The sequence below is a fragment of the Franconibacter pulveris genome (genome assembly GCF_056780215.1).
This window is the reverse complement of sequence record NZ_CM165555.1, coordinates 2,746,915-2,771,799: the sequence shown is the minus strand read 5'-3', so window position 1 is coordinate 2,771,799 and position 24,885 is coordinate 2,746,915. Positions and strand designations below refer to the sequence as shown.

Annotated in this window: 19 protein-coding genes; all 19 read left to right on the top strand. The window is 59.0% G+C overall.

What is annotated here, in order from left to right:
- Nucleotides 1-593: 593 nt before the first annotated feature.
- The 19 genes from ACU4F7_RS13035 to ACU4F7_RS12945 all read left to right on the top strand — a co-directional run bounded on the left by ACU4F7_RS13035 (nt 594) and on the right by ACU4F7_RS12945 (nt 24,719).
- The gene (locus tag ACU4F7_RS13035) at nt 594-995 is read left to right on the top strand and encodes a hypothetical protein (RefSeq protein ID WP_481637091.1); all 402 of its coding nucleotides are present in this window, start codon (nt 594-596) and stop codon (nt 993-995) included.
- Nucleotides 996-1,207: 212 nt separating this feature from the next.
- Nucleotides 1,208-2,161, top strand: a complete 954-nt coding sequence (locus tag ACU4F7_RS13030; RefSeq protein ID WP_029591747.1) for a DUF3829 domain-containing protein — start codon at nt 1,208-1,210, stop codon at nt 2,159-2,161.
- A 116-nt stretch (nt 2,162-2,277) separates the two neighbouring features.
- A complete protein-coding gene (gene tagH / locus ACU4F7_RS13025; protein WP_481637090.1) occupies nt 2,278-4,281 on the top strand; it encodes a type VI secretion system-associated FHA domain protein TagH in 2,004 nt (667 codons plus the stop codon).
- Nucleotides 4,278-5,072, top strand: a complete 795-nt coding sequence (locus tag ACU4F7_RS13020) for a PP2C family protein-serine/threonine phosphatase (protein WP_029591745.1) — start codon at nt 4,278-4,280, stop codon at nt 5,070-5,072. The genes tagH and ACU4F7_RS13020 overlap by 4 nt, the downstream gene beginning before the upstream one ends.
- Nucleotides 5,073-5,092: 20 nt before the next feature.
- Nucleotides 5,093-6,097: a hypothetical protein gene (locus ACU4F7_RS13015; protein ID WP_481637089.1), complete on the top strand. Its 1,005-nt coding sequence runs from the start codon at nt 5,093-5,095 to the stop codon at nt 6,095-6,097.
- 9 nt (nt 6,098-6,106) lie between these two features.
- Nucleotides 6,107-6,919 (top strand): type VI secretion system accessory protein TagJ, encoded by an 813-nt coding sequence (locus ACU4F7_RS13010; RefSeq protein ID WP_481637088.1) that lies wholly within the window; start codon nt 6,107-6,109, stop codon nt 6,917-6,919.
- The gene (gene tssE, locus ACU4F7_RS13005; protein WP_029591742.1) at nt 6,912-7,475 is read left to right on the top strand and encodes a type VI secretion system baseplate subunit TssE; all 564 of its coding nucleotides are present in this window, start codon (nt 6,912-6,914) and stop codon (nt 7,473-7,475) included. Before ACU4F7_RS13010 ends, tssE begins: the two co-directional genes overlap by 8 nt.
- A gap of 2 nt (nt 7,476-7,477) precedes the next feature.
- Nucleotides 7,478-9,349, top strand: coding sequence for a type VI secretion system baseplate subunit TssF (gene tssF / locus ACU4F7_RS13000; RefSeq protein WP_029591741.1), 1,872 nt, complete (start codon nt 7,478-7,480; stop codon nt 9,347-9,349).
- Nucleotides 9,346-10,389 carry a type VI secretion system baseplate subunit TssG gene (gene tssG, locus ACU4F7_RS12995; protein ID WP_481637087.1) on the top strand — a complete coding sequence of 348 codons (1,044 nt, stop codon included), beginning with the start codon at nt 9,346-9,348 and terminating at the stop codon, nt 10,387-10,389. Before tssF ends, tssG begins: the two co-directional genes overlap by 4 nt.
- An 85-nt stretch (nt 10,390-10,474) precedes the next feature.
- Complete coding sequence (tssH, locus tag ACU4F7_RS12990; protein WP_481637086.1) at nt 10,475-13,090, top strand: type VI secretion system ATPase TssH; 2,616 nt, start codon at nt 10,475-10,477, stop codon at nt 13,088-13,090.
- A gap of 26 nt (nt 13,091-13,116) precedes the next feature.
- A complete protein-coding gene (locus ACU4F7_RS12985) occupies nt 13,117-14,547 on the top strand; it encodes a serine/threonine protein kinase (protein WP_481637085.1) in 1,431 nt (476 codons plus the stop codon).
- Between the two features lie 106 nt (nt 14,548-14,653).
- Nucleotides 14,654-16,615 carry a type VI secretion system Vgr family protein gene (locus ACU4F7_RS12980; RefSeq protein WP_481637084.1) on the top strand — a complete coding sequence of 654 codons (1,962 nt, stop codon included), beginning with the start codon at nt 14,654-14,656 and terminating at the stop codon, nt 16,613-16,615.
- 23 nt (nt 16,616-16,638) lie between these two features.
- Nucleotides 16,639-17,691, top strand: coding sequence for a PAAR domain-containing protein (locus tag ACU4F7_RS12975; RefSeq protein WP_481637083.1), 1,053 nt, complete (start codon nt 16,639-16,641; stop codon nt 17,689-17,691).
- Between the two features lie 24 nt (nt 17,692-17,715).
- A complete protein-coding gene (locus ACU4F7_RS12970) occupies nt 17,716-18,150 on the top strand; it encodes a hypothetical protein (RefSeq protein WP_481637082.1) in 435 nt (144 codons plus the stop codon).
- 21 nt (nt 18,151-18,171) lie between these two features.
- Nucleotides 18,172-19,245, top strand: a complete 1,074-nt coding sequence (locus tag ACU4F7_RS12965; RefSeq protein WP_481637081.1) for a hypothetical protein — start codon at nt 18,172-18,174, stop codon at nt 19,243-19,245.
- A 116-nt stretch (nt 19,246-19,361) separates the two neighbouring features.
- Nucleotides 19,362-21,500: a type VI secretion system Vgr family protein gene (locus ACU4F7_RS12960; protein ID WP_481637080.1), complete on the top strand. Its 2,139-nt coding sequence runs from the start codon at nt 19,362-19,364 to the stop codon at nt 21,498-21,500.
- Nucleotide 21,501: 1 nt separating this feature from the next.
- A complete protein-coding gene (locus tag ACU4F7_RS12955) occupies nt 21,502-22,653 on the top strand; it encodes a DUF2169 family type VI secretion system accessory protein (protein ID WP_029591451.1) in 1,152 nt (383 codons plus the stop codon).
- Nucleotides 22,646-23,941 (top strand): DUF4150 domain-containing protein, encoded by a 1,296-nt coding sequence (locus ACU4F7_RS12950; RefSeq protein ID WP_029591452.1) that lies wholly within the window; start codon nt 22,646-22,648, stop codon nt 23,939-23,941. The genes ACU4F7_RS12955 and ACU4F7_RS12950 overlap by 8 nt, the downstream gene beginning before the upstream one ends.
- Before the next feature lie 97 nt (nt 23,942-24,038).
- Nucleotides 24,039-24,719 (top strand): ankyrin repeat domain-containing protein, encoded by a 681-nt coding sequence (locus ACU4F7_RS12945; protein WP_481637079.1) that lies wholly within the window; start codon nt 24,039-24,041, stop codon nt 24,717-24,719.
- Nucleotides 24,720-24,885: the final 166 nt, after the last annotated feature.

The following is a 24,885-nucleotide window of genomic DNA, read 5'->3' as shown; positions in this document are numbered from 1 at the left end:
GGCTTTTATCAAAATATCATGCTTATGGGGTTCGGATTAGATTGTGGATTGATTGTCGTTTTTATTGACGCGGCGCTATGAGAATGCCTGGTGGATAAGGTTCTATGAAAATTGAGGCGTTTTTATTGTTCTCAATAATTTTTTTATTAGCGATTTTAGTTTCTTTAAGCATTGCCAATGCCCGTTTTTTTAAGAAGAATGAGCATAAATATAATGTCTTGCTGTCTGAATATCGCCAGAGAGGGTTGGATATTGATCTGGTAACTAATGTCGCGAGTTAATTTGGCGCTTTGGCTCTCTATCAAAAAATAATCTGGTTTGTCCGGCTGCATAAAGGCGTAAGGATGAAATATACCAAAGAGCGATATGTACAGCCAGAAGCCTACCACTTTGTACAGTCTTTGCCGCAAGATAAGATAGGCTGGATTTTAACGCTTCACTGCCGCTTAATAATACAATTTGCGATAGTAACATTATGGTTTCTAATCCTGGCTGCGATATGGATTTTCTTGAAATAATCATTGAATGAAAAATTGTCGCCTGAGAGTTGGCGGATATAGACGATGATTTATGTTTGTACAGGCCTCGCTACAATGAAACTTACATACGCATTGATTTATGTATCTGTTGGCCTTGCTACATTTATTTGTGGTGTATTTGCTCTTTACCTTTATTACCGCTTTTATAAAAAATACACAGAGCAAGTTGCCAATGCTTTCGACCAGTTACGTCAACGTCAAATGATTAGCCTGGATGATTATTACTTCTTCCAACAGCTTGGTGCGCCAGGCTTTGGATATCGTGTCTCGCTGCTTGCGAAAATCCTTAAAGGCGAACGTTATCAAATCGCTAAAAACAGATGGGTTGAGCCTGAGGCCAGCAAATTTCTGCTTTCAACCTATGATTTCTCCTGGATCAAGAAATTCTACCAACTGATTTGGTTTATAGGTTTTCTGATAGTAGTTCTGGTCTTTCTGGTGATACTTAAACGCTAAAGACCGCCTGCATTTCAGTTGCGAGAGTTACCTGGTTCTTTTTTATTTTAATACATCAGACGATAAGAAATAGGGGGCGTTAAAAGCGTCTCTGGCAGCCTAAAGCCTGTAATGCCAAAGGTTTTAAACATTATTAAAACACCCTGCCTTATTTCACGTTATATCGGCTGATATGACGCAGGCTCACGCTTCGTAATAGCAAGGAAAAAGGAATGAAGAAGACTATAAAGCAGTGTTGTCTCGCCTCGTTAATCGCGATGGCCTGTTTTGCCAGCGCCGGTTGTGATGACCAGAAAAACAGCGCCGGCGCCATGCCGGACCCGGCAGCGCAGCAGGAAAACACCGAGCAACAAGAGATAGCCAAATTTAACGCCTATGTGGATGCGGCGAACAGCTTTAGCTACAGCGCGGCGAGCGATCTGGCGAAGCATATCGACTATATGAAGCGTCAGAAGAAAAACGGCGATTACGACGCCTACTGGGTGGCCGACGATACCTCGCTGAAGCGTATGGCCGAGCATCTTAGCGAAGCGCGCGCCATGAAACCTGCCATGGCGGATCTCGACGCGCCAGCCGAATCATACGGTAATGCGCTCAACGCCGCGCTGCCGCTGGTGAAAGAGTTGAATGATTATCAGGATTCAAAAGGGATGCTGGCGGATGGCGGCCAGAAGGCGCGCGAGAAAGAAGAGCAGTATGTCACGCTGATGACAACCCTGGCGGGCGCCCAGCAGAACTTCAATACCGCGCTTGAAAAACGCGATGACGCCAATCTTCGACATACTTTCGAAAGTGCGAAAAAAGGCTCGCCGGATTACTACCGCAGCGGCATCGCGCTCTATGCAAAAGAGACCATGAATGCCGGGGAAACCTTCTTCAACGCCTACAACGACGAGAAGCCGAGTAAGGAGATAGATAACCAGTTCCGCCAGTCGCTGGATAAACTCGCCGAGATGAACCAGGGGTGCGAGCCGCTGAAAAGCGAAGTTAACGACCTGCTGGGCGCAGGCCGTAGCGCGCTACGCGACGCGGAGAAAGGCAGTCTGGCGGTTAACCATTTTCTCAAATCCAATATGAGTATTCGCATGCGCAGCGATGCGGTTAATAGCGCTTATATGAATCTTATCAACAAAATGAACCGCTCCGGTTGTGAAGCGCGCGGCTAAATAACGGACCATGACGAGCGGCGCGCAGGCGCTGCTCTGTTTCTCAGCACTCAAACGCCGGGCGTCTGAACAGAAACGCGACGTTTGAGCGCTAATCATACCAGCAGGAATACGCTATGCGATTCACGATTATTTCCACAAAACCTGGCCACCAGCCGCCCCAGGGCGGCTGTGAGTTTTATGCCCCCGGCGGCACTATCGGCCGCGGCACGGATAACAACCTGGTGCTGCCGGACAACGACCGCGTCATTTCTCGCCTGCAGGCGATTGTTCATGTCGATGCCCAGGGCGAGTGCCGCATCACCAACCGCGGCAGCGTCACCCGCGTTGTGCTGAACGACATCCCGCTGGAGCGGGGGCGTCAGGTGGAGTTGCAGGACGGTGACATCCTCGGCATCGATGATTACCGCATCGAAGTGACCAGTCTGCACCAGGACACCCAGCCGGTGAGCCGCATGGCCGCGGCCATCACGCCGCCGCCCGCGCCAGCCGCCGCGCCTGCGCCGAAGCCTGCCAGCGCGTCAGCGCGCGCAGAGTCTGCGCCAACGGCGGTGCCGACGGAAATCTGGGACAGCCTGATGCAGGAGTTCTCTATCTCCGACAGCATCTCCAGCAACCGCGCGAAGCCGCAGCCCGCCGCTTCGCACGACCCGTTCGCCCAGCCGAAAGCGCCGGAGCGCAATACAGACGATCCGCTGGCGATGTTCCGGGACAGCGATCCGCAGCTTGAGCGTAAGCATGTCGATACCGACAAGCTGTTCAGCGACGACGCGCTGTTTAAGAACGACAGCATTTTTAACGACGCCACGCCCTCCACGCTGGTGGCGCCTAAAGCGAACGAACCAACCCTGCCAAAAGAAGCGCCGCAGGATGAGCTCGATCCGCTGGCGCTGTTCAGCGGCGGGGCGAGCGCGCCCGCCGCGCGCAACGACGACCCGCTTGGTCTGATGGGCGGCGCGCCGTTAACGCACCCGGACGATCTGGCGGACCAGCAGAACGCGTCTGCCGACGCGCGCGAGGCGTCCGCCACGGCGCAGGAGCGGGCGCCGAAAACGGCGCCGCCGCAAGAGGCGGATCCGCTGGGGCTGCTCGGTGGCGAACCGCTAACCGCTGAAGCGCACGCCGCCGCGAAAACGGAACAGCGCGATCCGCTGGGGCTGTTTGGCGACGAGCCGCCAGCCGCCAAAGCGCAAGAGAACGACCCGCTGGGCCTGATGGGCGGCGCGCCGCTGGCGGACGCCCGGGAAGGCTCTTCAGACAACGCGCAGGACAGCGAACCGCTGGCCGCTTCGCCGCTGTTCGATGCCGAACCGCCGCGTCAAGACGCCGATACGCCAGCGGAAGAGCCGGGCCGCCAGGAGTACGCCGGGTTCACCATGCCGACGCCGCAGGCGGTGGCGCGCAGCGCCACCCAGACGCCGAAAGGCCGCCTGCGTATCGACCCGGTGCAGAACGCCGCCTCCTCGTCGGTTGCGCCTCAGCAGCCCGCTCGCGGCGACGTGCTGCAGGGCGAATTGCTGGAAGCGCTGCTGGAGGGCATGGGCCTTGGCGATATGCAGCCGGTGCCGCAGTTCGACCGGGAAAACATGCGCCAGCTCGGGCAGATCCTCAGCATGTTCTCGCAGGGTACGGTGGCGCTGCTCTCGTCGCGCTCCATCCTCAAACGCGGCGTGAAAGCGGACATGACCATGGTGCTGGACGACGCCAACAACCCGTTCAAGCTGCTGCCTTCCGGTAAAACGGTGCTGATGCAGATGTTCGGCACCCGCATGCCGGGCTTTATGCCGCCGAAAAAATCGGTGCGCGACGCGCTTATCGATTTACAGGCGCACCAGCTTGGGATGATCTCCGGCATCCGCGCCATCATCGCCGCGATGCTGCAATCCTTTAACCCGGAACAGCTGGAAGAGCAGGCGAAGCTTGACGGCGTCACCTCGCGCCTGTCGCTGCCGGGCAGCCGCAAAGGAGCGCTGTGGGACTATTTTGTTCGCACCTACGGCGAGACGGCGGGGGAGATAGAAGATGACTTCCACACCCTGTTTGGCGAGGCGTTCCTGCACGCCTATGACATGGAAGTGAATCAGTACAAAGACTCACAGAGCGGATCGGAAGAAGAATGAACATCGCAACGGCTTCTCTCTCCCGCCAGGGAACGCGTTCCAGCAACCAGGATCAGACGGGAGAAACCATCGGGGAACGTTCGGCCTGTTTTGTCGTCTGCGACGGCATCGCCGGGCTGCCTGGCGGCGATGTCGCCGCCGAGCTCGCCCGCAACAGCATCCTTTCCCGCTTCGATGGCGATAAACACTTAAACGCGCAGCATATTCGCGACTACGTTCAGCAGGCGAACCGCGCCATTCTGAGCGAGCAGCAGGCGGCGCAGGATTACCGCCGCATGGGCACCACGCTGGTGAGCCTGTTCATCGATCGCGACTACCGGCTCGCCTACTGGGCGCACGCGGGCGACAGCCGCCTCTATCTGTTTCGGCGCGGCTGGCTCTATCACGTCACCACCGACCACAGTCTGGTTCAGCAGATGAAAGACGCCGGTCATCAGACCGACAACATTAACAGCAACCTGCTTTATCTGGCGCTGGGGATGGAGAACGGCGGACCGGAGGCGAGCTACAGCGACGTGGTGCCGGTGGAAGATGGCGACGCCTTTTTACTCTGCACCGACGGCTTCTGGCATGGCGTCAGCGAAGAGCAGATGAAGCAGTCGCTGCACATGGTCAACACGCCGCAGGAGTGGCTGACGTTGATGAACCAGATCATTCAAAGAAATGGCGAAAGCGAGGGCAGCGCTCAGGATAACTACACCGCCGTGGCGGTGTGGATGGGCAGCCCTCAGGACACCACTTTGCTGCACACGCTTTCTGACGCAGCGCAGTTTTTTCCCCTGCGGGACTGATGAGACACACAAGGATTGATATGAAACTTTGGCTATCGGGTTTGGCGCTCCTGGCGGTGGCTACCACCGCCCAGGCTGAAAATTACCGCATCGTACAGTCGCCTTCGCAAAAGCTGGATGTCTGGATAGATGACATCAAAGACAAAACGCCGCAAAGCTGGTGTAAGCCGACGCTGGCGCTGCGCATTGTGGCGAACGGCAACAAAGAGGTCTCCATCCTCGATAACTTCGTGCCGCGTCTTGGCTCGCTGCTGGAGCACCAGTGCGGCAAGCTGCAACAGCTCACCTGGAAACTGAACGATCCGCAGGGGCAGACGCTGGCGCAGGGCACGGCAAGCAAAGCCAAAGCGTGGGCGGTAGACGTCGCGTCGCAGCAGCAGCAGCCGCAGCTGGCGGTCTCTGCCGCCAGCGCGCCCGCCGGCAACGCGCTCTCGCTGCCCGAGCAGAGCCCGGAAACGCTGTCGCCTGCGGCGGACCGCTCGCCGTGGCAGGAATTCACCCTGCAGGACGGCTGTCACCTGCGCACCTTCTGGCAGGGCGGCGCAGCGGCCCCCGCGCTGTTTATTCCGGCCTCCGGCGCGGCAGGCTGTGAGAAAGGCAGCTGGCTGAGCGGCCATGCCGTGGTGACGCAGGTCAGCAACGGCGCGCCAAAGGAGACGCAGGTGACTTACATTCACGGTTTCCCGGTGGTGGGGCTGAACGACAGCGTCGACCCGGAGAAAGTGCTTATCACCTCGGTTAACAAAGAGCGCATGGTCTTCAGCACCGAGAACAGCGACCAGAGCTGGATGATCCTGCCTTACGACAGCGCGCTGAACAGCTGGAAGAGCGAAGGCACGGTGGCGGTGGAAGTCTCCCGCGATCTCGCCAGCGACGACGTGCGTTTGCAGGCGCGCCTCGATGCGGTGAAACAACTCTGGAGCCCGTGGCTCGCCCCGAACGCCCATCTCAATATTGTGCTGATTGACGCGCTGCGCCCGCAGCTGCGCGATCCCGCCGTTGGCGCCTGGCGCGCAGCAAACTAAGGAGCCGCTATGAATACGCTTTATCACCAGCTGGGCGGCGAGTCGCTCAACGCCGCGCTGCTGCGCCTTGAAGGCGAAATCAAAACCCGCCCGGCGGACGCCGACCTGCGCGCCGCTTTCGTGCAGTTTCTGGCGCTCGACGGCAACTGGTCCCGGGCGCTGACCCAGCTGAAAAGCTGGCTTGCGTTAAAACCGCAGGCGAAGCCCACCGTTACGCTGCTTGAGCAGGCCATTGCGGGCGAGCAGCAACGCGAGCAGGTGTTAGCCGGTAAGGCACGCCCGTCGATGCCGGACGCCCAGTGGCCATGGCTTGCAACACTCGCTTCAGCGCTGGCGGAAACCGGCGAACGCGCCCAGGCGCTGCGCCTGCAGGCGCTGGAAGAGGCCGAGGCGAATCCGGGCCAGCTGACCTTTGAGAATGAAAAAACGCAGCCGTTTGCATGGCTGATGGATGGCGACGCCCGGCTGGGGCCGGTGTGCGAAGCCATCGTCAATGGCCGCTACGTCTGGCTACCGTTCAGCGCCATCGAAGAGATTCGTTTCCAGGCGCCGGCGAGCGTCACCGATTTAGTCTGGCGCCACGCGCTGGTGCGTCTTACCGACGGCGCCGAGCAGGTCTGTCAGATCCCGGCGCGCTATCCCTTTGCGCCAGAGGCGGGCGACCATATCAAGCTTGGGCGCGCCACCGAATGGCTGCCGCTTGATAGCGACGAGACGCTATACCAGGGGCTGGGGCAGAAGGCCTGGCTTGACGAGCAAAACGAAAGCCCGCTGCTCTCGCTAAGCCTGGTCACGTTCACGGCAGGCGACGCGCATGAATAGACCCGCAGGCGAAGGCGATCTGCTGCGCAGCGGCTGGCACGCCCGCAGCAGGCAGGAGAAAGTGGGGGCGCGCGATAAAATGCAGCCCTCGCTGCTTGACCGGCTCACGGATAACGAGCCGGATAAAGTCAAAGAGTCGGCAAACAGCAACCTGATAAGCCATTCCGCGCTGCGTCGTCACGTGCTGCGCGATCTGCAATGGCTGTTTAACACCATCAACCATGATTCTTCGCACGACCTCAGCCTGCTGCCGCAGGTCCGTCGCTCGGTGGTTAACTTCGGCGTCGCGCCGCTCGCGGGGAAACGGATGTCCGATATCGAATGGCATGACATCCAGCGCAAGCTCACCGAGGCGATTATCAATTTCGAGCCGCGCATTCTGCCGCAGGGGTTGCAAGTGCGTTGCCTTTCCGACACCACGTCGCTCGACCTGCATAACGTGTTGTCGATTGAAATCAAAGGGCGCTTGTGGTGCGTGCCGTACCCGCTGGAGTTTCTGTTTCGCACCGATGTCGATCTGGAAAACGGCCATTTTGAACTCAAAGACGCGGGGTAAGCATGGAAAGTAAACTGCTTGAGTATTACAACCGTGAGCTGGCCTACCTGCGCGAGATGGGCGCGGAGTTCGCCGAGCGCTATCCGAAGGTGGCGGGGCGACTGGGGATGCGCGGCATTGAGGTGGCGGACCCTTACACCGAGCGCCTGATGGAAGGCTTCGCCTTTCTCACCTCCCGCGTGCAGCTCAAGATGGACGCCGAGTTCCCGCGCTTCTCCCAGCGCCTGCTGGAGATGCTCGCGCCGAACTATCTGGCGCCTACGCCTTCCATGGCGATTGCCGAGCTGCAGCCCGACAGCGGCCGCGGCGATTTAAGCAAAGGGTTTATCGTGCCGCGCGGCACCATGATGGACAGCCTGGCGCTGAAGAAAACCGGCGTTACCTGCAGCTATACCACGGCGCACGACGTGAACCTGCTGCCGTTGAAAATCGACAAGGTGGAACTGGGCGGCGTGCCCGCCGACCTGCCGCTGGCGCAGACTGGCCTTAGCCAGCGCGGTGTCGCCAGCGCGCTGCGTATCCGCATCGCCTGCGACGGGCCGCAAAACCTCGGGCATCTTGATTTTGACCGACTCGAGTTCTTCTTAAGCGGTCCGGATATCGAGGCGCTGAAGCTGCTGGAGCTTTTGATGGCGCACCCTGTCGGCATCGTCTGCCAGACCGTCGGCGCCCAGCCGCAGCGCCAGCTGTTGCCCGATGAGGCGCTGCGCCAGGAAGGCTTTGAGGCAGACCAGGCGCTGCTGCCGGAAGATTTGCGCAACTTCGACGGCTACCGCCTGTTGCAGGAGTACTTCGCGTTCCCGGCGCGCTTTCGCTTTATCAGCCTGAGCGGGTTAGGCAAGCTGATTAGCCGCTGCGAAACGGAAAAAGCGTTCGATATCTTCATTCTGCTGGATAAGAGCGAGGAGCAGCTGGAGCGGGTGGTGGACGCCAGCCATCTGGCGCTGCACTGCACCCCGGTCATCAACCTGTTTCCGAAACTCGCCGCCCGGCAGAAGCTGAGCGAAAGCCAGCACGAATACCATCTGGTGGTTGATAACATCCGCCCGCTGGATTACGAAATCTACGCGGTGAAGAAGATCCACGGCAGCGTCGACGGCCAGCGGGACGACAAAGAATTTCGTCCCTTCTGGTCTACCTGGAGCAGCGACGCGGGCAATTACGGCGCCTATTTTTCACTTCGCCGCGAACAGCGCGTGCTTTCCGAACATGCGCTGCGCTACGGCACCCGCACCGGCTATACCGGCTCGGAGGTTTTCGTTTCGCTGGTGGATGAGCAGCACGCGCCGTGGCAGGAGAACCTGCGCTATATCACCGCCGAAGCGCTCTGCACCAGCCGCGACCTGCCGCTGATGCTGCAACAGGATCTCGGGCAGTTCATCCTGCCTGACTCGATGCCGGTGAAAACGCTGACCCTGCGCAAAGGACCGACGCCGCCGCGCCCGGCGCTGGCGGAAGGGTTCAGCACCTGGCGGCTTATCAGCCAGCTGCAAATGAACTACCTGAGCCTGATGGACAGTGAAAACGAAGACGGCGCCGCCGCGCTGCGTCAGCTGTTGGGGCTGTACGCGGGCCTTGCGGAAGCGCCGGTCGCGCGCCAGACCGAAGGGGTTCGTCACTGTGTTCTGGAGCCGGTGCACCGCCGCGTGCCGGAGCCGGGGCCGATTGTCTTCGCCCGCGGCATCGGCATCACCCTGACGGTGGATGAGCAGGCTTTCTCCGGCGCCAGCCCCTGGCTTTTCGGCAGCGTGCTGGAGCGTCTGTTCGCCCGCCTGGTCTCCATTAACAGCTTTACCGAGTTCACGCTCAAGAGCCAGCAGCGGGGCGAGATTGGCTACTGGGCGCCGCGCATGGGCAAAAGGGCGCTGATATGAGTGAAACCACCGTCACGTCGCTGCGCGTGCATCGCCTGATGCCGTTGCCCGAGAGCTTCTGGCGCGGGGTGATGGACGCCCCCTGGCGCTACGACTTGTTCCAGCTGTTACGGCGCATCGACGCCCAGGGCGGCGAGCGTTACCCGCTCGGGCGCGCGCCGCTGCCGAAGTTTGAGCCGCTGCGCCTTGGCCAGCAGCCGTCGATGAGCTTTGCGCCGTCCACGGTGGCGGCGGTGAGCAAGCGCGAGCATAACGGCCTGCATGAGGTTTCTATTCTGAGCTTCGGCATGTTCGGCCCCAACGGCCCGCTGCCGGTGCACATGACGGAATATGCCCGCGAGCGTATCCATCATCATCAGGATCACAGCCTGACCGCGTTTGCCGACCTGTTTCATCACCGCCTGACGCTGCTTTTCTACCGCGCCTGGGCGGACGCGCAGCCCGCCGTTTCGCTCGACCGCGCCGACAACAAGCGCTTTAACGGCTATCTGGCCTCGCTTATCGGCATGGGGCAGCCGGCGCAGATGAGCAACGGCAGCCTCAGCCCGCACGCGCGCTTTACTCACAGCGGCCACCTGACGCGCCACAGTCGCGACCCGGAGGGGCTGGAGAAAATTCTGCGCAACTACTTCAAGGCGCCCGTGAAGCTTGTCATGAACGTGCCGCAGTGGATGCCGCTCAGCGCCCGCGAGCAGGCGCAGCTGGGCGCGGGAAAACGCCTGCCGCGCCTGGGGCAGTCCGCTTTTCTCGGCGTGGCGGTGCGCGACGTGCAGCATAAATTTCGCATCGAAATCGGTCCGCTCAGCGCAGACGCGTATGGCCGCTTTCTGCCGGGCGAGCCCTGGGTAACGGAGCTTCGCGACTGGGTGCGTCAGTACGCAGGGCTTGAATTTGAATGGGAAACGCGGGTTATCCTGCGCGCCGACGCCGTCCAGGGCGCAACGCTCGGTAGCGGCGGACGGCTGGGTTACAACACCTGGCTGGGTCTTCAGCCTCAGCCAGTCCCACGTGGCGATCTGGTGTATCGCGCAGAGCGATAATTTTCCATATACCGACGCCTTCAGACCGCATTGAGGCGGCCTGAGGGATGACGTGTATGCAACATTGTTATCAACGGAACCGAACATGTCTGAAATTAGCCGTGCCGTCCTTTTCGGCAAACTGGATACGCTGTTATTTACCTCGCTGGAAAGCGCCACCGCCTTTTGTAAGCTGCGCGGCAACCCCTATGTCGAGCTGGTGCACTGGCTGCACCAGCTGATGCAGCAGCAGGATGGCGACCTCCAGCAGGTCATCCGTCATTTCTCTCTCGACGAGCCGCAGCTGGCCCGGGATATTGTCGCCGCGCTGGATGCGCTGCCGCGTGGGGCGAGCTCGGTTTCCGATCTCTCTGAGCATATCGACAGCGCCGTCGAGCGCGCCTGGGTTTACGGCTCGCTGAAATTTGGCGTCAGCCGCATTCGCGGCGGCCACCTGTTAATCGGCCTGCTGAAAACCTGGAACCTGGCGAACGTGCTGAAGGGCATTTCCGCCCAGTTTGGCCGCATTAACGTTGAGGCGCTGCTGGAGCAGTTCGACGCCATCTGCGCCCAGAGCAAAGAGACGCAGCAGGCCGCGGCGGCGACGGATGCTTCCGCTGGCGCGGCGCCAGTCGCCCAGGGCACGCTTTCGCAGTATGGCCAGGATCTCACCGCGCGGGCGCGCGAAGGCAAAATCGACCCGGTAGTGGGACGCGATGAAGAGATCCGCCAGATGGTGGATATCCTGATGCGCCGGCGACAGAACAACCCCTTGCTCACCGGCGAGGCGGGCGTGGGCAAAACGGCGGTCGTGGAAGGGCTGGCGCTGCGCATCGCCGAAGGCGACGTGCCGGAGCCGTTGCAGAACATACAGCTGTGGCTGCTTGATATCGGCATGCTGCAGGCGGGCGCGGGCATGAAAGGGGAGTTCGAAGCGCGCCTTCAGGCGCTTATCAACGAGGTGCAGTCCAGCGCGACCCCCATCATCCTGTTTATTGATGAGATCCACACCCTGATTGGCGCAGGCGGCCAGCAGGGCACCGGCGATGCCGCCAACCTGCTGAAACCGGCGCTGGCGCGCGGCCAGCTGCGCACCATTGGCGCCACCACCTGGGCGGAATACAAAAAATACATTGAGAAAGATCCGGCGCTGACTCGCCGCTTCCAGACGGTGCAGGTGCATGAGCCAGACGAGGCCAAAGCCGTGCTGATGCTGCGCAGCACCGTTTCGCCGCTGGAAAAACATCACCAGGTGCTGCTGCTTGATGAGGCGGTGAGCGCGGCGGTGAAGCTTTCGCACCGCTATATTCCGGCGCGCCAGCTGCCCGATAAAGCCGTGGCGCTGCTCGACACCGCCTGCGCTCGCGTGGCGGTCAGCCAGAGCGCGCCGCCGCCGCAGCTGGAAGACTGCCTGCGCCGCCTCGCCGCGCTGGAAGTGGAGATGGAGATTGCTGAACGCGAAGCGCGCGTGGGCGCGGGCGATCGCGAGCGCGTTGTTGGGCTCAAAGCGGAGCGCGCAGAGGTTGAAGCGCAACGCGACGCGCTGATGCAACGCTGGGAAGAAGAGCGCGGGCTGGTGCGCGAGATTATCCGCCTGCGCGCTGAGCTGTTTGCCGCCGGGGAAGAAGACCAGACTGACCTGCGCCGCCAGCTTGCCGAAAAACAGCAGGCGCTGGCCGCGCTGCAGGGCGACGCGCCGCTGCTTTTCGCCGCCGTGGATGAAAACGTGGTGGCGGCGGTGGTTTCCGACTGGACCGGCATCCCGCTTGGCCGGATGGTGAAAAACGAAATCGACGCGGTGCTGAAGCTCGCCGACACGCTGAACCAGCGCGTTATCGGCCAGCGTCACGGCCTTGAGCTGATTGCCCGCCGCGTACAGACCTCGCGTGCGAAGCTCGACGACCCGAACAAACCCATCGGCGTCTTTATGCTCTGCGGCCCTTCCGGCGTTGGTAAAACCGAAACTGCGCTGGCATTGGCCGAGTCGCTTTATGGCGGCGAGCAGAACGTTATCACCATCAACATGAGTGAGTTCCAGGAAGCGCACACCGTTTCCACCCTCAAAGGCGCGCCCCCGGGTTACGTGGGCTATGGCGAGGGCGGCGTGCTGACCGAAGCGGTGCGCCGTCGTCCTTACAGCGTGGTGCTGCTGGATGAGATAGAGAAAGCGCACCCGGACGTGCATGAAATTTTCTTCCAGGTGTTCGATAAGGGCTGGATGGAGGATGGCGAAGGGCGGCATATCGATTTTCGCAACACCATTATCATCCTCACCTCTAACGTCGGCACCGATCTCATCAGCGCTATGTGCGCCGACCCTGAACTGATGCCGGAGCCAGAGGCGCTCGGCGGCGCGCTGCGCCAGCCGCTGCTGCAGGTCTTTCCGCCCGCGCTGCTGGGCCGCCTGCTGGTGGTGCCGTACTACCCGCTCAGCGATGAGATGCTGGGTGAAATTGTGCGCCTGCAGCTCAGGCGCATTCAGCGTCGCCTTGAAGAGAACCACAGCATCATTTCAGAGTTCGACGACAGCGTGGTGGAGCAGATTGTTCAGCGCTGCACCGAGGTGGAGTCGGGCGGGCGCATGGTGGACGCCATTCTCACCAATACGCTGCTTCCACAGATGAGCCAGATTTTACTTACCGCCAGCCGCAGCGACGAGCAGTACCGACGCCTTCGCGTCACCTGCGAGCAGGGCGAGTTTCACTGTCAGTTTGCCGCGTAACGCAATCATCAAGAGAACTGTTTAACATGACGGATAATGATAACAATCGGACTGTCCCAAACGCGCTGCCGGTGGGGTACCGTTTCAACGAGTTTGAAATCAAAGAGGTGATTGGCGGCGGTGGATTCGGCATCGTTTATCGCGCCTGGGACCATCAGCTTGAGCGTACCATCGCCATCAAAGAGTTCATGCCGGGTTCCCTTGCCGTGCGCGGCGAAGACATGACGCTGGTGCTCAGAAGCGAGCGCTTCGGCAAGGCGTTTTCCGCCGGGCTGAACAGCTTTATCCAGGAGGCGCGTCTGCTGGCGCGCTTTAACCATCCTAACCTGCTGCACGTGCTGCGCTTCTGGGTGCAGAACGACACCGCCTATATGGGCACGCTGTTTTACAGCGGCACCACGCTGACGCGCCTGCGCGAGCAGAAGCCGGAGCTGATTGACGAAGCCTGGATCCGCCGCGTGCTGCCGATGCTGTTTGGCGCTATCAAAACCATTCACGATGAAGGCTACCTGCACCGCGATATCTCGCTGGATAACATCCAGATTCAGGATAACGGCCTGCCGGTGCTGCTGGATTTCGGCTCGGCGCGCCGCACCATCGGCAACCTTTCCGATGAAACGGAAACCATGCTGCGCCCGGGCTACGCGCCTATCGAGCAGTACACCGACGACAACGAGAGCGAGCAGGGGCCGTGGACCGATATCTACGCCCTTGGCGCCGTGCTGCACACGTTAATCGTCGGCTCGCCGCCGCCGGTCAGCGTGGTGCGCTCCATTCAGGACACCTATAAACCCCTCACAGAACTGCAACCGGCGGGCTACTCGCTCTCCCTGCTGCAGGCGGTGGACCGGGCGCTGGCGCTGCGGATTGAAGATCGTCCGCAGTCGATTGATGCGTTCGCCGCGCTTATCGAGATGCCGGTGGCAGGCATCAACGAGGTGCTGAGCGTGAAAAAGCCGGGCACCATGCTGGTGCCGGTGGAAGAGCACGAGGAACCTGCCGCCGCGCTGGACTGGAAGCGCTATAAAGCGCCGGCGATTGGCGCGGCGGGCATCCTTGTCGGGGTTATCGCGGGCGCGCTGCTCTTTAGCGGCGGCAGCGATGAGGCGCCTGAGCAAACCGCCAGCACGAACACCGAGCAAGCGCGCCCGGCTGAAGAGCCTGCGCAAACGCCATCCACCGCGCCGGCGGCGACAGAAACGGCGCAGGCGCCCGCCGCCGCAAGCGCGCAAGCGCCCGTTGTGGAGGAGCCCATCGTGCTGGTTTACGTTCGCATGCGCGAAGGCGAAACGTTGGAGGTCAACGGCGAGCCGAAATCGCTGCGGCCTGCCGCTAACGGCTACGCCTCCTTTAAGCTGGCCGCAGGCCGTTACAAGGTCTTACTGCAGGGTAATGGTGAAACGCGCGCCCAGACGCTTGAGATTGCCAAACCCGGCACCTGGCTTGTGAACCCATAAGCCGCCTTAATAGGCGTTTCGCTAAAAATCGGATCGGCAAGCCCGATCCGGCTGCGTTTTACTCCCCCTCGTTTGTCCGCACCGCATACATTACGGAATGAAGATTATGCTCAACCGCATCACCGTCCAGCTCCCCGTGGAGGGGCTGCTTTTCTGGAAACTCTCCGGCCGCGAGGCGATGTCGGAGTCGTTCGCCCTCACGCTGACCCTGCTGTCCACCGACGCCCGTATTGACCGGAGCAGACTGCTGGGCCAGCCGGTGACCGTCACGCTGCCCACCCGGAGCCTGCTGAGCCCGCGCTTCATCAACGGCAAAGTCACCCGCGCCGGGGTGAGTGCGGTGGAGCTCAGCGGCACGCGCTATGCGGTCTACACGCTGACGGTGGAGCCGGACCTGTGGCCGATGAAGCGCGACCGCAACCTGCGTATCTTCCAGGGGCAGACGGCGCCGCAGATAGTGAAGACGCTGCTTGGCGAGTACAAAGTGAACGTGGAGGACCGGCTCACCGGCAGCTACCGGGTGTGGGACTACTGCGTGCAGTACCAGGAGTCGAGCCTGGACTTCATCAGCCGGCTGATGGAGCTGGAGGGTATCGCCTACCACTTCCGCCACGAGGCGGACAAACACACGCTGGTGCTCACCGACGCGGCGACGCAGCACCAGCCGTTCAGCGGCTATGAGGTGATACCGTATCACGCGACGCCGTCGGGAGGCAGCACCAGCGAGGAGGGGGTGAGCCAGTGGGCGCTGGAGGACAGCGTGACGCCGGGTATCTACAGCCTCGACGACTACGACTTCCGCAAGCCCAACGCGTGGCTGTTCCAGGCGCAGCAGAACCCGGCCTCGCCGCAGCCGGGGAGCATCGACGTCTATGACTGGCCGGGCCGCTTTGTGGAGCACGGCCACGGGGAGTTCTACGCCCGCATCCGCCAGGAGCGCTGGCAGGTGGAGCACCGTCAGATACAGGCGACCGCGACGGCGCTGGGCATTGCGCCGGGGCACACCTTCATGCTGGCGAACGCGCCGTTCTTCAGCGACAACGGGGAGTACCTGACCACGGCGGCGGAGTACCGGTTCGAGGAGAACCGCTACGCCAGCGGGGCGGACGGGGCGACCCTCCACCGCACGGACTTCACGGTCATCCCGTCGTCGGTGGTGTTCCGCCCGGCGCAGGCGACGCCGTGGCCGCGGACCTACGGCCCGCAGACGGCGCGGGTGGTGGGGCCGCAGGGGGAGAGTATCTGGACGGATAAATACGGGCGGGTGAAGGTGAAGTTCCACTGGGACCGGCTGGCGAAGGGCGACGACACCAGTTCATGCTGGGTGCGGGTGTCGAGCGCGTGGGCGGGCCAGGGATACGGCGGGGTGCAGATACCGCGGGTGGGTGACGAGGTGGTGGTGGACTTCATCAACGGCGACCCGGACCGGCCGATAATCACCGGGCGGGTGTACAACGAGGCGAGCATGCCGCCGTGGGCGCTGCCGGCAGCGGCGACGCAGATGGGGTTCTACAGCCGCAGTAAGGACGGGCATAAAGATAACGCCAACATTCTTCGTTTCGAAGACAGAGCTGGTCATGAGCAAATCTGGATCCATGCCGAGAAAAACATGGATACGGAGGTTGAGCATTGTGAAACGCACGACGTCGGCGTTGATCGTAAAAAAAGCATCGGTCGCGATGAAAACATTACCATCAAGCGGAATTTGAAGGTCGATGTCGGCGTGAATGCCACCAATAATACGGGCGATAAGCACATTATTAATGTTGGCAAAGACCAGACCGTTTTAACCATGGATAAAGAGGGCAACGCCCTGCTTGAGGCCGCGACCAGTATTAAGCTTAAGGTCAATGACAACTTTATTTTAATTACCCCGACCTCCATTGAGATAAAAGTGTCCGAAGGCAACCTGAGCGCTGAAGCCGTAAAAGAGGCCTCCTTTAAAGGGGATGAGCTGACCCGCCTCGGCGACGGCATTAATACCGAAATGAAGGCCAACGATACCGTAAGCATAACCGGAACGAACCTTACGGATATTAAAGGCGCTATTGTGAAAATTAACAGCTAACCGCACATTCAGGGATCGTTATTATGGGACAACCTGCTGCCAGAGCCAGAGTGGATACCAGCGCGCATACTGGCCCCATTCAGAGTGGAAGCCCGGATGTGATTATCGGCGGCTTTCCGGCCGCCAGAAAAAATGACCCGCTTTCCTGTTCTCAACACGGCCAGGGCGCCATCGTCGGCGGCTCGGCCACCGTCTTCGTTAATGGGCTGCCGCTGGCGCGCATGGGCGATAAAACGCTCTGTAATACGTCCGGCACGCCCGCCGCGCCGCAGGCAAAAGCGGCTCCGCCGCAATACTGGAGCGCAACGCTTGCAAAAAAGGCGGGCGAAGATGGCGCCATGCATGGCGATAATTACGATGCGCGAGTGTTGGGCGCTTACGCCAGCATCGAAGATAAAGACGCGACAGGTAAACCGGAATCCGTGTCGGCTGGGTTTGCGCTTGGAGACATTACTGTCGGCAACATGAAAAGTCAGGATATGGTTAAAGGCGAATTGCGCACCAAAATTGCCGTCGCCAATGCTGGCGTTTCCATGATCGTTGAAAACCCTGACTATGCGACGATGAACGCCAGCGCGACGGCGACAGGCATGCAATATGGCGCCTCCGCCGAAGCCGGGAAAGAAGGGATGCTTTACGGCGGCGTCGGCGGCGATTTTACCGTGGGTACCGCCGAAGCCAAAGTGGTGAGCGAAGTCTACAAAGGCAACAAAGGGCGTTACGGATTTTCAGGCGAGGTAGGGGCGGAAGCTGCTGGCATCAAAGGTGAAGTCTCGGGTAAAAGCAACATCCTTGGCATTATCACCAGCGAAGGCAAAGTCAGCGGTGCGGTTGGCGGGGTTGGCGTATCAACCGGCGGCGCGCTCATCGTCGATAAAACCGATTATTCCTTAACCGTAAAAGCGTCCGGGAAATTAGCTTTTGTGCTTGGCATTGGCGCGGATGTCAATATTAAAGTGGCGCTAAAACCTATACTCGACCTCCCTTTTAAATTATTTAAAAAAGCCATGCCAGCGCCTTCTTCGGGAGATGGCGCTATTAAGACCGGGTGTGTTACAGTCCTGGTTGGCGGTTAATAGCTTTGTATGGAGAATTATTTTATGAGTTGGCTCGGCTTTTTTCTTTTTCTTGTTCTTGCGTTAATCCTTATCTGGAACGGGAAAGATCGTTACGCTAAAAAGGACTGGCTGCGTTGCGGTGTAATGCTGATTGGCGTCTTAGTCGCCACCTTAATCATAGGGTTTATTTTTAGATGGTTGTCGGAATCATGGTCGTTATTTTCTATTGAGAGAGCGCAACAACTCGCCGCCGTCTGGTCCATGTCTTTGCTCTGCTTATGGGGCGTCAAATTAGTTATTACGCTGCTTGTCGCTATCTTTGGCAATATCATGAAATTCCATAAGACGCACAACGCTGAGAATTATCCTAAAATTACTTCAACCACTGACAGGTTCGGTCCGCCGCTTTTAGTCGTGGCAAAGGTCTTTGTTTCGCTGGTGAGCGTGTTACTGTTTTATGGACTCTGGTTAGATTAAATCGCCACGCTGAGGTTTAAAATGAATTTAGATCCTGAATTTTCATTCCCCCTGGAAATGACTTATAAGAATGAGGAAATCCGGGAGAAATTCTGGAAGTGTCTCTATACCTCTACCGAGCAAGAGATGTTCCACTACTGGATACTGCTTCCACAAGCGGTTAAGCCCGCGGAGGTTAAGCCTGTTCACTTTCCTGACGTGGGGCTGACGAATATCGGTCGCTACATTACCGAAGATACCTCGCCTTATATGGAAGTGTGGGCCGCGTATGAGCGCTGCCAGTGGGAGATGAACCCATCAGACTGGTTAGAGAACAAGCTTTCGCTGATGGGAGAAAAAATCCTTCATCAGCGTCTTATCAATCATCCCTCCGGCAGCGGGAAATTTGCCGATGTATTAACCATCAAGACGCTGGCATCGGGTGATGAAGTAGTATCGCGCTATACCGTTCAGAAAGATTATAACCCGGTCGACGGTGGCGGTAATTATTTCCTCATTAAAGTTTCCTGCGCTTCTGCTATTTATAATTCACTGGCGAATGATATCCACTTTATTGCCGTTAACTGGGATTTGCAGCATCGCAGTAATATGATGCTTGCCGAGTTGGTGAAAACCGTTAGCCTGAGCAGTAAAAACAGCAGCGGGTTTAAGGTGCCGGACTCCTGGCAGGTGAACGTCATTGCGGATAATCGTCTCGTTATTGAGCATACTTTTGACGGCGTAAATTACGGCGTCATTAATTTATGCTTCTATTCTCAGGAAACTTATAAAACAGCCGAAGAGGTGTTTCAGCTTTCAACGTCCCGGTTCCACCAGCATGATAATGCTGTCTCGCTCACCGCATCCGCTCTGGAAACCGTGCCGAATGATATAAACAGTGCTTTTACCGGCGCTGTTTATACATGCACCGGGGAAATAGTGAGCGCGGCTGATAAAGTCAGGGCGTTTTATCAAATGTATATCGTCAATGTGGAGGGTCTCTGGTGTTATGCGGAGTCGGTGGGTAAACATCGCAATCATCAGGATTACTACTATGAGGCTAACAAACGTTGCCTTGAGTTGATTCTTTCAACGCTGCATCTTGAAAATGGCTGAGTTAATTATCCTCCGATAATATCCAGTCGCTTTTGCTTTTACCCTAAACCCGTCGACTTACCGTGACGGGTTTTTGTTTCCAGTCTTACTGCATAAACTATTACGGAAAAAAGATTATGCTCAACCGCATCACCGTCCAGCTCCCCGTGGAGGGGCTGCTTTTCTGGAAACTCTCCGGCCGCGAGGCGATGTCGGAGCCGTTCGCCCTCACGCTGACGCTGCTGTCCACCGACGCCCGTATCGACCGCAGCGCCCTGCTGGGCCAGCCGGTGACCGTCACGCTGCCCACCCGGAGCCTGCTCAGCCCGCGCTTCATCAACGGCAAAGTCACCCGCGCCGGGGTGAGCGCGGTGGAGCTCAGCGGCACGCGCTACGCGGTCTACACGCTGACGGTGGAGCCGGACCTGTGGCCGATGAAGCGCGACCGCAACCTGCGTATCTTCCAGGGGCAGACGGCGCCGCAGATAGTGAAGACGCTGCTTGGCGAGTACAAAGTGAACGTGGAGGACCGGCTCACCGGCAGCTACCGGGTGTGGGACTACTGTGTGCAGTACCAGGAGTCGAGCCTGGCGTTCATCAGCCGGCTGATGGAGCTGGAGGGTATCGCCTACCACTTCCGCCACGAGGCGGACAAACACACGCTGGTGCTCACCGACGCGGCGACGCAGCACCAGCCGTTCAGTGGCTATGAGGTGATACCGTACCACGCGACGCCGTCGGGAGGCAGCACCAGCGAGGAGGGGGTGAGCCAGTGGGCGCTGGAGGACAGCGTGACGCCGGGTATCTACAGCCTCGACGACTACGACTTCCGCAAGCCCAACGCGTGGCTGTTCCAGGCGCAGCAGAACCCGGCCTCGCCGCAGCCGGGGAGTATCGACGTTTATGACTGGCCGGGTCGCTTTGTGGAGCACGGGCACGGGGAGTTCTACGCCCGCATCCGCCAGGAGCGCTGGCAGGTGGAGCACCGTCAGATACAGGCGACCGCGACGGCGCTGGGCATCGCGCCGGGGCACACCTTCATGCTGGCTAACGCGCCGTTCTTCAGCGACAACGGGGAGTACCTGACCACGGCGGCGGAGTACCGGTTCGAGGAGAACCGCTACGCCAGCGGGGCGGACGGGGCGACGGTGCACCGCACGGACTTCACGGTTATCCCGTCGTCAGTGGTGTTCCGCCCGGCGCAGGTTACGCCGTGGCCGCGGACCTACGGCCCGCAGACGGCGCGGGTGGTGGGGCCGCAGGGGGAGAGTATCTGGACGGATAAATACGGGCGGGTGAAGGTGAAGTTCCACTGGGACCGGCTGGCGAAGGGCGATGACACCAGTTCATGCTGGGTGCGGGTGTCAAGCGCGTGGGCGGGCCAGGGATACGGCGGGGTGCAGATACCGCGGGTGGGGGATGAGGTGGTGGTGGACTTCATCAACGGCGACCCGGACCGGCCGATAATCACCGGGCGGGTGTACAACGAGGCGAGCATGCCGCCGTGGGCGCTGCCGGCGGCGGCGACGCAGATGGGGTTTTTAAGCCGGTCAAAGGATGGCTCGGTGGACAACGCCAACGCCCTGCGCTTTGAGGACAAGGCGGGGGAAGAGCAGGTGTGGCTGCACGCGGAAAGAAATATGGATACCGAAGTGGAGAATGATGAAACCCATTCGGTCGGCAGCAACCGCACGAAAACCATCGGCGCGAATGAAACCACGACGGTGAAGAAAAACCGGACGGAAACGGTCGTCGAAAATGAAACCATCACGGTGCATCAGAACCGCACCGAGACGGTGGACGGCAATGAAACCATCACGATCCATTCCAACCGCACCGAGACGGTCGATCAAAATGAAAACGTGCGTATCGGTCAGAACCAGAGCGTGACCGTCAACGGCGCGCAGACGCTGCGCGTCGATAAAACCAAAACGGAGACGATAGCGCTCGCCTCCATGCTCAACGTCGGGCTCGCGCAAAATACCAATATCGGCGCGGCGTATGTCCTCAACGTCGGGGCAGGCTGGATGACCAACGTTGGCGCGATGCAGATGCACAACGTGGCGCTTAAATATTCCGTTAATTCGGGCAAAGATATCAGCCTTACGGCGGGCACAACGGCGGATTTCAGCGCGGAAGAGAAAATAACGCTGGTCTGCGGGGAGTCGATGATTGTGCTGGAGCAGAACGGCACCATCACGCTGAGCGCCAATAAGATCAAGCTCGTCGGTGAAAAAGTCATCGATATCGACGGCACGGAAATCAACATCAACTGATATGGAAAACTTTACTAATCTCAGCGCCTTTCCGGCCATGCTGTTCGATTCGTTCGACCAGAACGACCACGGCTTCAGTACGGTCGTCGCCAGAGTCAGTTACGAACTTGATATCGCCACGGGCGCGCTGACGCTCTGTGACGATCAGGGTGAGCTGGTTGAGCAGGATATGCATTACGGCGAGCCGGGCTACAGCAGCGTAAGGTTTGAAAGCGATCTGGCGCCCTATAAGCCCTGGATGGATGTCGTGATAAACGCGAGCGCCTTCGCACCGCAGGATAAACCGGCGCGCAGCTTTACCGTCGGCGCGCAAATTGGCGACACGACGCGCCTGTTGCGTATCCACGGGCCGCGCGAATGGTGGCAGGTAGTGGCGGGCTGGCGGCTGACGGAGCCTGAGGCCATCGGAACGCTTGAATTACGCTACGAATACGCCGCCGGGGGGTTATACACGCTGCCTGACGGTCATGTTATCGCCGCCCAGGAAAATACGACCGGCATGGGGTGGTACCCGCGCGAGGTCAGAAAGCAGCTGAAAAAAGACCGGCTGCCCGCCCCGCAGATTGAATGGGTCACGCAGCCGGTGAAGAAAATCGATGAGGCCGGGATTGCCGCCGGGTTTGGCTTTTATGGCCGCGGCTGGCAGGGGCGCATCGAACATGCGGGCACCTATGACGAAGAGTGGAAACAGCACCGGCACCCTTTTTTACCGAAGGATTTCCGCTTTGATTACTGGTGCGGCGCGCATCCGTTATTGCAGTTTCCTCTGCCTGCGCCGTTAAGCGCGGTGCCGGTGACGCTGAAATATCTCATCTCCGCCCGTGACAAAGCCGATCAGGAGATACGTTTTCAGGTACCGGTGGAGAGCCTGTTCGTTTTTATCATGACGCAGAAAGGCGCCGGGGTCGCGCAGGATATGGCGCTCGATACGCTGGTCGTGGATGTGCCTGCGCGTAAAGTGCACTGCAGCTACCGGACCGTCATGTCGGAGCTGATGGAGCCGGTCATGACCGAGCTGCGCTTTATCGCCCGTGATGAGCGCGCAGGCCAGGTGGCGCGCGCGCGTCAGCTGACCCAGGATCGCGCATCGGCGGAATTTGTCCCGCTGCCCCCGTCGTTATTGAATCTGAAAGAGAGAGGCGCGCATGGCTGAGAACTTTGCCGCCCGTAAAAACGGGAAATATAAGCTGGTTGGCCTGGCGCCCGATTTATGTTTTACGCCCGGCATCCAGCCGCCGGTGCCATACCCGGTCACGGCGACGCTTGAGCCTGCCAAAAGCACCGTTAACTCGGTGAACTTCGGCGGCAAACCCGCGTTTGTGTATGACCAGAGCTTTGTCCCGACCACCATTGGCGATGCGGCAGGGCGCAATAAAGGCGTGGTCAGCGGTACGGTGGAAGGCGACTGCTGGTCTATTGAACACAGCCCGGATACCAACGTCGGCGGGCACCCGCTTAACCGCGTGCAGGATACGTTCGCCATGAACGGTAAAGCCAACGGCGGGCGCGGCGGGAACTTCACCAAGAAAGAAACCTGGGAGCGGCGTAAGGCCCTTATCGCGAAGGGCAAGCAAAGCAGCGACCCTAAAGCGCAGGCCGCGGCGCAGCGCCTTGAGCAGAATAACGTTGCGGTAGAGAAGGCGCGCCTCGCCGATTACGTCTACGAACCGCGCGACCCGTCGAAACCCACGCCGGAAATCCCGACGGGCTGGAAAGATATCTCTAACGACCCGCAGGCGCTCGCAAAATATAACCTGTCGCCTAATGACTTACGCGAGAACGGCGCACCGCAGTTTCGCGCGCGGATGTATGAGCCAGACGAAGCCGTGTTCGGCAAAGATATGTCGCCCTCGGTGGTTTTCCGTGGCACGCAGTCGGGGCCGGACTGGGGCGTCAATGCTAAACAGGCGTTTGGGGTCAGCAATCCGTACTACAAAAAGACGGTTGAGATTGGCACCTCGTTAAAAAGGGCGAAGACGCCTGTCGACTGTGTCGGGCACTCACTGGGCGGCGGGCTCGCCTCCGCCTGTTCGCGCGCCAGCAACAAGCCGGGCTGGACCTTCAACGCGGCGGGCCTTAACGGCGGAACGGTGGAGAAATATGGCGGCAAAGTGCTTGAGAAGAGCGTGACGTCAGAGAACATCAACGCTTACCGCGTTAAAGGGGAAGTGTTAACCGGCCTGCAGGAGCCTGGCGTGCTGGGTACCCTGGGCCTCGTGGGCGGGCTTGGCGCGCTGGGCGCAAAATTTGGCGGCCTGTTTGGCGGGCTCATTGGTGCCGGGCTCGGGCTGGTTATCGCCGCACTCCCGGCGGCGGTGGGTAAAAAACATGATATGTCGGGCGGCAAAGGCAACCCGGTGAATCGCCACTTTATGAGCGAGGTCATCCCCTGTATCGAAGCCGAAAAGGCAGAGGATGAGGCTATACTGATGGCTTTATAAGGAGATCAGAATGAAGACGTTCCGAAGGCTAATTTGCAGTATCCTCGCAGGGCTGGCACTCTTTTCTGTTGTAATACCTGGTCACGGAAGCACGAATATGAAACAAGCAGCGCCGGAAGTTTATTTTAGCGGTACGCAATTACAGCTTGCTCAGGCCATTGCTGAGCATAATCTTTCCGAAGTAAAAGCCTTATCAAAGAGCACGGATTTAAATAAACCCGGCAGTCAGAGCATGACCTTGCTGATGTACGCGCTGTTAGAGGCGACCAATGGCGATGCGAAATCGCTGGAGATTGTGACAGCACTTGTGAAAGCGGGTGCGGATCCGCTACAGGATATCCCGGATTTCGGCAGCCCGGCGGCGGTGATGGCAAGCTCCAACAACCCTGTCTATATTAAAGCGCTGATTGAAGGCGGCCTTAGCCCGAACGCTATGACCAACTACCAGCCGTTAATTTTCAACGCCGCTTCAGACAATTCGTTTGCCGTCCTGAAGTACTTATTATCAGCGGGTGCCGATGTTAATAAAACCGACAGCGCCGGTAAAACGGTATTAATGTCTGCACTGGCTGGCATGGAACTTGATCAGGTTGAGTATTTGCTGAATTATGGCGCTAACCCCAATATTGAAAACCAAAATGGCTTAAATTTTGGAAAGATGCTGTCAGATGTTATCGAGCGCGAAAAAGACAGTAATAAAAGAACCATCGATAAATTAGAAGAGATCCGTCAGCTTGCCATTCGCAAAGGGTTACACTGGCCCCCCGCTGATGACTGAATAAAACATCACAATGATTATCGCTCCTGTTTGGGGCGATAATTTCATTTCTGACTTATATCTACGCTTTATTGCCTTTAATAGTGAATGCGCCTTTTTCTATAGCGCAAAATAAAGTCATTGCGGGTAGTATCTGAAAATAAAGCATTACCTTTATTTTCCACGG

Coding starts and splice junctions, on each gene's coding strand:
- ACU4F7_RS12945 (WP_481637079.1), top strand. CDS start 24,039: ATGAAACAAGCAGCGCCGGAAGTTTATTTTAGCGGTACGCAATTACAG.
- tssF (WP_029591741.1), top strand. CDS start 7,478: ATGGAAAGTAAACTGCTTGAGTATTACAACCGTGAGCTGGCCTACCTG.
- ACU4F7_RS12970 (WP_481637082.1), top strand. CDS start 17,716: ATGAGTTGGCTCGGCTTTTTTCTTTTTCTTGTTCTTGCGTTAATCCTT.
- ACU4F7_RS12965 (WP_481637081.1), top strand. CDS start 18,172: ATGAATTTAGATCCTGAATTTTCATTCCCCCTGGAAATGACTTATAAG.
- tssG (WP_481637087.1), top strand. CDS start 9,346: ATGAGTGAAACCACCGTCACGTCGCTGCGCGTGCATCGCCTGATGCCG.
- ACU4F7_RS12950 (WP_029591452.1), top strand. CDS start 22,646: ATGGCTGAGAACTTTGCCGCCCGTAAAAACGGGAAATATAAGCTGGTT.
- tagH (WP_481637090.1), top strand. CDS start 2,278: ATGCGATTCACGATTATTTCCACAAAACCTGGCCACCAGCCGCCCCAG.
- ACU4F7_RS12960 (WP_481637080.1), top strand. CDS start 19,362: ATGCTCAACCGCATCACCGTCCAGCTCCCCGTGGAGGGGCTGCTTTTC.
- ACU4F7_RS13030 (WP_029591747.1), top strand. CDS start 1,208: ATGAAGAAGACTATAAAGCAGTGTTGTCTCGCCTCGTTAATCGCGATG.
- ACU4F7_RS12980 (WP_481637084.1), top strand. CDS start 14,654: ATGCTCAACCGCATCACCGTCCAGCTCCCCGTGGAGGGGCTGCTTTTC.
- ACU4F7_RS13020 (WP_029591745.1), top strand. CDS start 4,278: ATGAACATCGCAACGGCTTCTCTCTCCCGCCAGGGAACGCGTTCCAGC.
- ACU4F7_RS13035 (WP_481637091.1), top strand. CDS start 594: ATGAAACTTACATACGCATTGATTTATGTATCTGTTGGCCTTGCTACA.
- ACU4F7_RS13015 (WP_481637089.1), top strand. CDS start 5,093: ATGAAACTTTGGCTATCGGGTTTGGCGCTCCTGGCGGTGGCTACCACC.
- ACU4F7_RS12955 (WP_029591451.1), top strand. CDS start 21,502: ATGGAAAACTTTACTAATCTCAGCGCCTTTCCGGCCATGCTGTTCGAT.
- ACU4F7_RS13010 (WP_481637088.1), top strand. CDS start 6,107: ATGAATACGCTTTATCACCAGCTGGGCGGCGAGTCGCTCAACGCCGCG.
- tssE (WP_029591742.1), top strand. CDS start 6,912: ATGAATAGACCCGCAGGCGAAGGCGATCTGCTGCGCAGCGGCTGGCAC.
- tssH (WP_481637086.1), top strand. CDS start 10,475: ATGTCTGAAATTAGCCGTGCCGTCCTTTTCGGCAAACTGGATACGCTG.
- ACU4F7_RS12985 (WP_481637085.1), top strand. CDS start 13,117: ATGACGGATAATGATAACAATCGGACTGTCCCAAACGCGCTGCCGGTG.
- ACU4F7_RS12975 (WP_481637083.1), top strand. CDS start 16,639: ATGGGACAACCTGCTGCCAGAGCCAGAGTGGATACCAGCGCGCATACT.